This window comes from Aeromicrobium sp., from assembly GCF_036675695.1.
GTDB lineage: Bacteria > Actinomycetota > Actinomycetes > Propionibacteriales > Nocardioidaceae > Aeromicrobium.
In genome coordinates, this window is sequence record NZ_JAKFEL010000066.1 from 1 (window position 1) to 6688 (window position 6688).

Here is a 6688-nt window from a genome sequence, read left to right on the forward strand (position 1 = left end):
CCACAGAAAGAGCACTTCAGCAGATCGGCGGTTTCACCAATGCGTGCCACGGGAAGAGTCCTCTCGATCGCTGCGTTCGGCCCGAGACGTCGAAGGCGTCAATTTCACCCTAGCCGCGATTGGTCGCGCCGTCTTGGTCATCCGCTCGCGTCCTGAACGTGTCTGATGTCAGACAGCCGGGACCTTGAGCGTGTTGAGCACCTCGTCGACGAGGCCATATTCGACTGCCTGCTCCGCCGTGAGGATCTTGTCGCGATCGACGTCCTTGCTGATCTCCTCGATCGGCTTGCCGGTCGCCTCGGACAGCATCTTTTCCATCAGCTCTCGCATACGGAAGATCTCGTTGGCCTGGATCTCCAGGTCGGAGATCTGACCGCCGGTGCCCTCGGTGTAAGGCTGGTGGATCAGGATGCGGCTGTTGGGCAGCGCCAGGCGCTTGCCGGGTGTGCCGGCTGCGAGCAGGACCGCAGCAGCCGAGGCAGCCTGGCCCAGGCACAGCGTCTGCACGTCGGGCTTGATGTAGCGGATCGTGTCGTAGATCGCAGTCAGCGCGGTGAACGAGCCGCCGGGCGAGTTGATGTAGATGCTGATGTCGCGGTCGGGGTCCATGGCCTGCAGCGACATGAGCTGCGCCATGACGGCGTTGGCGACGTCATCGCTGATCGGGGTGCCCAGCATGATGATGCGGTCCTCGAACAGCTTGGTGTAGGGGTCGATGCGGCGGAAACCGTATGACGTGCGCTCTTCCCACTGGGGAATGTAATAGCTCATGAGGCACCTTCTGTGGTTACGAGCACGCAAGATGTAGGTCGGGTCACGGACGACTTCCTAGCCTGAATGATTCGTTCGCTGCGCTCGCTCATTTGACGTCTCCTGCGTTCGACACGACGTGATCGATGAGTCCGTACTCCTTGGCCTCGTCCGGCGTGAACCACCGGTCGCGGTCGGAGTCGAGCTCGATCTGCTCGACGGTCTGGCCACTGTGCACCGCTTGCAACTCATTGAGCTGCTTCTTGAGCAGGATGCTCTGCTGTGCCTGGATCTTGATGTCGGACGCCGAGCCACCGATGCCGCCGGAGGGCTGGTGCATCATGATGCGCGCGTGCGGCAGCGCGTAGCGCTTGCCTGGGGTGCCCGCATTGAGCAGGAACTGTCCCATCGAGGCAGCGAGACCCATGCCGAACGTGGCGACATCGTTGGAGATGAACTGCATCGTGTCGTAGATGGCCATGCCTGAGTCGACTGAGCCACCGGGTGAGTTGATGTAGAAGTAGATGTCTGCCAGCGGGTCCTCGGCATTGAGGAGGAGCATCTGCGCACAGATCGCGTTGGAGTTGGTGTCCCGGACCTCAGCGCCGAGGAACACGATACGTTCCTTGAGCAAGCGCTGGTAGATGTGCCCGTCGAGATCGGAAGGTCCGGCCTCGCCGGCCATGGCCGTCGGATGTGGGTTCGGTGAGTTGGTCACGCCACAAACCTAGACGGCGCGCACTCGCAACACACGCGAAAACACGGCTGTTCGCTGACAGCGTGACGGCCCAGTCGCTAGACCGTGAAGGCCTCGCGGAACCGTTCGAGGGCGATGTCGCTGTCGCCGCTCGCGAATGCCTCCATGGCCACGACCCCGTCATAGCCCGTGTCGGCCAGCGCACGAGCGACGAACGGCCAGTTGACCTCGCCGGTGCCAGGTTCACACCGCCCGGGTACGTCAGCGACCTGCACCTCGCCGAGGTAGGGCGCAGAGCGTCGGATCAGCTCGACGAGGTTTCCCTCGCCGATCTGTGCGTGGTAGAGATCGAGGTTCATCTTCAGGTGCGGGCTGTCGACCGCGCTGACCAATGCCAACGTGTCTGCGGCGCGACCAAAAGGCGTACCCGGGTGGTCGACCTCGGTGTTGAGGTTCTCCAGCACGAACGTCACCCCGTTGGCGGCTCCGAGCTCGGCAATGCGAGAGAGCGTACGTACGGCAGCCAGCCACATGTCGCCCGTGACGACCTCGACCGGGCGTACGGGAATGCCGCCCTCGCCCAGCCCAGTGCCGTGCAGGTTGAGCGACGGACACCGGATCGCCTGAGCGAACGGGATCGACTTCGCGGCCGTCGCCAGCAGATCATCGGCGCCACCGTCTGTGATCAGGTCGCCGGTGACGTAACCCGTCATCGACGTGAACTCTGCTCCCGTGGCGACGAGTGCGGTCGCGTCCTTGGTGGTCCAGTCCCAGATCTCGACCGCAAAGCCAGCCGCATGGATGCGCTCGACCCGCTCGAGCAGCGGGAGGTCGGTGAAGACCATCTCCGAGCAAACTGCCAACGAGAAGGTCATGCGTACAGGTCCGGGCGCTCCGGAACCGTGACGGCCTCGCGGGTGCCGGAATGCAGCGCAGCGACACCCGATGCGGCGACAAGGTTGGCGACATAGCCGTCCCACGCGCTCGCACCCACGACCTCGCCGGCAAGCGACGCCTCGGCCCACGCAGCCAGCTCGAGCCGATACGACTCAATGAAGTGAGCCACGAAGTCGCTGCCGATCGAGCTGCCACCCTGACCGGCGACACGACGTACGACTGCCGTGCGCGGCTCTAGGCTCGCCGATCCCCCGGTGCCGACGACCTCGACTCGTACGTCGTAGCCGTACGCGGCATTGCAGAAGACTTCGGCCGTGACCATCTGGCCGGTAGCCATCCACAGCGTTGCCACCTGCGGGTCGCGGAAACCCTCGGCTATGGGCGACTCGACCCGGATGCCGACGATCTCGTCATCGAGCAACCAGCGGAACGTGTCGAACTCATGGATCATCGAGCCCGTGACGAGCGTCGACGAGTCGGTGCTCGTCAAGTTCGTGGCGTTGCGGTGGATGCCGTGCATCAGACGCACCTCGCCCAGCGTGCCGTCAACGATGGAGCCCTTGAGGTCCACGAAGCCCGGGTCGAAGCGGCGGTTGAAGCCGACCTGCACGAACTTGCGACCGGCGGCGAGCTCGGCCTCGACGACCTTGTGTGCATCCTCAGCCGTGACGGCGAGTGGCTTTTCGCACAGCACGTACTTGCCTGCCGCGATCGCGGTGATGGCCAGATCGGCGTGGGTGAAATCGGGCGACGCTACGACGACCGCGTCAACCTCGGGATCGGCGATCAGCGCTTCGGCCGAGTCAGAAGCCTCGCCTCCGACTGACTCGGCGACGGCCTTCGCGCGCGCTGTGTCCATGTCGAATACTCGGGTGACCTGCGCCGCGGGAACGCTGGCGGCGAGTGTCGCGATGTGTGACGCCCCCATCGCACCGGCGCCCACCACGCCAACTTTGAGACGCTGGCTCATAAGGAAACCCACTTTCTTTCTTCTGAAGAGATGATCATGGCGTCGACGACCTTGGCTGCGGCGAGCGCGTCGTGGATCGTCGCGCCGACCGGCGAACCGGTGACGATGGATTCGATCAGCCGACGAGCTTCGATGACCTTGAGGTCGTCAAAACCGATCGGGTTGTTCGTGCCGGGTTGAAAGAAGCTGAGCTCACCGTCCCCGGGACCGGCGTATTCGGTGGCATAGAACCCATTGAGGTAGTCCTGGTCAGCGCAGACACGCAGCTCGTTCATCCGACGGAAGTCCCACGAGACCGCACCCTTGGTGCCGTGCACCTCGATCCCGTACGTGTTCTGCTCGCCGACCGCCGTACGGCTGGACTCGAGAATGCCGCGGGAGCCGTCGGCCAGGCGGAACAGGGCATTGACGTAGTCCTCGTTCTCGACGTCGCCGAGGTCGCCTGCGCCCTTCTCGTAGTGCATCGCGCCGGGCAGCGCCGCACGCCGTTGGCTGATGAAAGTGGCCCTGTCGACAACGAGCTCATCAATGGGGGCGACGACGTACTGCACCAGGTCGGCGGCGTGGCTGACGAGATCTCCCAGCACACCACTGCCCGCGTACTTGTTCTGGAAGCGCCACGAGAGCGCCGCATCAGGATCGGCGGAGTAGTCGGCGAGGAAGCGCACCGTGGTGTGCTCGACCTCGCCAATCCGGCCCGAGGCGACGATCGCGCGGGCGCGCTCGACTGCCGGCACGTTGCGGTAGTTGAAACCGGTGGCGGCCTGCACACCTGCGGCCTCGACTGCCGCCACGATCTCGGCGGTCTCGTCGGCGTCGCGTCCGGCGGGCTTCTCGACCCAAAGGTGCTTGCCGGCCTCGGCCGCTGCCACTGCAACGTCGCGGTGAATGAAGTTGGGACCGGTCACGCAGACCAGGTCGACTTCATCGTGCGTGACGAGGTCGTGCCAGTCAGGCAGCTGGTGCTCGAACCCGTATGCCGCGGCTGCGCGTTGGGTGCGGTCGTCGGGAGCGTTGTCAGCCACGGCAACCAGCCGCGGCCTCAGTGGCGCGTCGGGATAGTGCTGCAGGACGCGAGACAGGGCACGCGCGTGCACCTGTCCCATCCAGCCGAACCCGACGATGCCGACGCGGACCTCCCCTGTCACGTGACCTCTGCCTTCATCGTCCTGGCGACCTCGGAATCGGTCCCCATGGTCTTCTCGAGCTCATGCGCGATCGATTCCAGCTCGGTGCCGCCCGCCATCATCGACGTCAGCTCCTCGAGAGTCATCTCCGCCTTGGGGAAGTCGCCCATGCTCTTGCCACGACGAAGCAGCATGAACCGATCGCCCACAGGGTAGGCGTGGTGCGGGTTGTGCGTGATGAACACGACGCCGAGCCCACGATCGCGCGCCTTGGCGATGTACTTCAGCACAACTCCAGACTGCTTTACGCCAAGAGCGGCCGTCGGTTCGTCGAGGATGAGCACGCGCGCTCCGAAGTAGACGGCGCGAGCGATCGCGACGCACTGACGCTCGCCACCCGACAACGTGCCGATCGGCTGCTCGACGTCGCGCAGGTCGATGCCCATCGCGGCAAGCTCGGACTTGGTGATGCTCTTCATCGCGTCGACGTCGAGTCTGCGGAACGGACCAACGCCCTTGGTGAGCTCGCTGCCGAGAAAGAAGTTCCGCCAGACCGGCATCAGCGAGACCACGGCAAGGTCCTGGTAGACGGTCGCGATTCCCAGCTCGAGCGCACCACGCGGGCTCGAGAGGTGCTGCGGCTCGCCATCGATCAGGAGCTCACCGTCGGAGTGCTCGTGCGCCCCGGCGAGGACCTTGATGAACGTCGACTTGCCCGCGCCGTTGTCACCCAGCACACAGGTGACCTCGCCGGCACGTACGGACGTCGTCACGTCGCTCAGCGCGATGATGTTGCCGTAGCGCTTGCCGATGTCCTTGACCTCGATGATCGCTGTCCCGACAGGGGGAAGCTCGACCATGTTGGTCACTGGTGATTTCGCTTCGGTCTTCGTACTCATTTTGCTGTCTCCGCTCGCTTGCGAACCCATTCGTTGAGGAGCACCGCTGCCAGAAGCATGACTCCAAGGAACGCCTTGAGCCAGTTGTTGTCCCATCCCGAGTAGACGATGCCCTGGTTGACCATGCCGTAGATGAGGGCGCCCAACGCGGCACCGATCGCCGAGCCATAGCCGCCTGTCATGAGGCAGCCGCCGACCACGGCGCAGATGATGTAGATGAATTCCTGGCCCACGCCGGTGTTGCTCTGAACCGTCGAGGTCGTGAACAGCAGGAGCATTCCGACGAGCCATCCGGCTCCGGCGGTCGTCATGAACAGGCCGACCTTGGTCTTGAACACCGGAACGCCGATCTGGCGGGCTGACAGCTGCGCCCCTCCGACGGAGAAGATCCAGTTGCCGGTCTTGGTACGCAGGAGGACCCAGGTGGCAAGGAGCGTGACGCCGATCCACCAGAACACCGAGGCGTACACGAGTCCACCGTTGATCGTCACGGTGGAACCGAACAGACTCTTGGCCTGGTCGTAGTAGGGGACATTCGACATGCCCTGGATCGCAACCTGCCCGATGAGCGCCTTGGTGCCCGCGAGATCGATGCCCTGCAGGACGAAGAACGTGCCGAGGGTGACGATGAAGCTCGGTAGTCCGGTCTTCATCACGAGGATGCCGTTGATCGCTCCGATGGCGAGTGCGAGAGCCAACGAGACGACGATCGCGGCCCAGACGTTGAGGCCGTACTCGGTGGTGAGCACACCGACGACGAGTCCGGTGAAGCCGGTCATCGCCCCGGCCGAAAGGTCGAATTCCCCACCGATCATGAGGAGCGCCACGGCAACGGACATGATCCCGATCGTCGAGGCACCTCGGAGCCAGGTGCTGGCACCAGATGGCGTTGCAAACACCTCGGTGGTTGCGGCGAAGAACACGAAGATGGCAATCGCTGCTACGAGCGCGCCGATCTCCGGTCGTTTCAAGAGCTTGGCGAGGGTCGACGTACGAGCTATCCGTTCGTCGGCCAGCGTGGCGGTGGTCATGTGGTGCTCCGTTTCTCGGCTGTGAGCCGCGGGGCCCGGAAGGTGCCGGGCCCCGCGGACTGGGTCAGCGTGTTCCGTTGGCTGCGTACTTCAGGACATCGTCAGCGTTGTCCTTCGTGATGAACGCAGGTCCCGAGTTGATCGGCTGGCCGCCACCGATGTCGTTGCCGTTGATCGACTTCAGGTACAGACCTGTGACACCCAGGAATCCCTGGACGTACGGCTGCTGGTCGACCGCGAACAGGATCGTTCCGGCCTGGATGTCCTTGATGACGTCCTCGGAGAGGTCGAACGTCGCCACCTTGGCACTGCTGCCG

At 64.2% G+C, this 6688-nt stretch carries 7 protein-coding genes and 1 pseudogene; all 8 read right to left on the bottom strand.

Annotated features, from left to right (window positions below; genetic code table 11):
- Positions 1–168: 168 nt before the first annotated feature.
- The gene (locus V6M39_RS04410; protein ID WP_309968462.1) at positions 169–771 is read right to left on the bottom strand and encodes an ATP-dependent Clp protease proteolytic subunit; all 603 of its coding nucleotides are present in this window, start codon (positions 769–771) and stop codon (positions 169–171) included.
- A gap of 88 nt (positions 772–859) precedes the next feature.
- The gene (locus V6M39_RS04415; RefSeq protein ID WP_332642506.1) at positions 860–1435 is read right to left on the bottom strand and encodes an ATP-dependent Clp protease proteolytic subunit; all 576 of its coding nucleotides are present in this window, start codon (positions 1433–1435) and stop codon (positions 860–862) included.
- Between the two features lie 110 nt (positions 1436–1545).
- Positions 1546–2322: a TIM barrel protein gene (locus V6M39_RS04420; RefSeq protein WP_332642501.1), complete on the bottom strand. Its 777-nt coding sequence runs from the start codon at positions 2320–2322 to the stop codon at positions 1546–1548.
- On the bottom strand, positions 2319–3314 hold the full coding sequence (locus tag V6M39_RS04425; RefSeq protein ID WP_332642502.1) for a Gfo/Idh/MocA family oxidoreductase: 996 nt from the start codon (positions 3312–3314) through the stop codon (positions 2319–2321). The genes V6M39_RS04420 and V6M39_RS04425 overlap by 4 nt, the downstream gene beginning before the upstream one ends.
- Complete coding sequence (locus V6M39_RS04430) at positions 3311–4462, bottom strand: Gfo/Idh/MocA family protein (RefSeq protein WP_332642503.1); 1152 nt, start codon at positions 4460–4462, stop codon at positions 3311–3313. The genes V6M39_RS04425 and V6M39_RS04430 overlap by 4 nt, the downstream gene beginning before the upstream one ends.
- On the bottom strand, positions 4459–5340 hold the full coding sequence (locus V6M39_RS04435) for an ATP-binding cassette domain-containing protein (protein WP_332642504.1): 882 nt from the start codon (positions 5338–5340) through the stop codon (positions 4459–4461). Before V6M39_RS04435 ends, V6M39_RS04430 begins: the two co-directional genes overlap by 4 nt.
- The gene (locus tag V6M39_RS04440) at positions 5337–6371 is read right to left on the bottom strand and encodes an ABC transporter permease (RefSeq protein WP_332642505.1); all 1035 of its coding nucleotides are present in this window, start codon (positions 6369–6371) and stop codon (positions 5337–5339) included. The genes V6M39_RS04435 and V6M39_RS04440 overlap by 4 nt, the downstream gene beginning before the upstream one ends.
- A gap of 64 nt (positions 6372–6435) precedes the next feature.
- Positions 6436–6688, bottom strand: a pseudogene (locus V6M39_RS04445) (sugar ABC transporter substrate-binding protein); the annotation flags it as partial.

Excerpts from the sequence above, each read along its gene's own strand:
- V6M39_RS04420 (WP_332642501.1), bottom strand. The coding sequence starts at position 2,322 with ATGACCTTCTCGTTGGCAGTTTGCTCGGAGATGGTCTTCACCGACCTC.
- V6M39_RS04410 (WP_309968462.1), bottom strand. The coding sequence starts at position 771 with ATGAGCTATTACATTCCCCAGTGGGAAGAGCGCACGTCATACGGTTTC.
- V6M39_RS04435 (WP_332642504.1), bottom strand. The coding sequence starts at position 5,340 with ATGAGTACGAAGACCGAAGCGAAATCACCAGTGACCAACATGGTCGAG.
- V6M39_RS04440 (WP_332642505.1), bottom strand. The coding sequence starts at position 6,371 with ATGACCACCGCCACGCTGGCCGACGAACGGATAGCTCGTACGTCGACC.
- V6M39_RS04415 (WP_332642506.1), bottom strand. The coding sequence starts at position 1,435 with ATGGCCGGCGAGGCCGGACCTTCCGATCTCGACGGGCACATCTACCAG.
- V6M39_RS04425 (WP_332642502.1), bottom strand. The coding sequence starts at position 3,314 with ATGAGCCAGCGTCTCAAAGTTGGCGTGGTGGGCGCCGGTGCGATGGGG.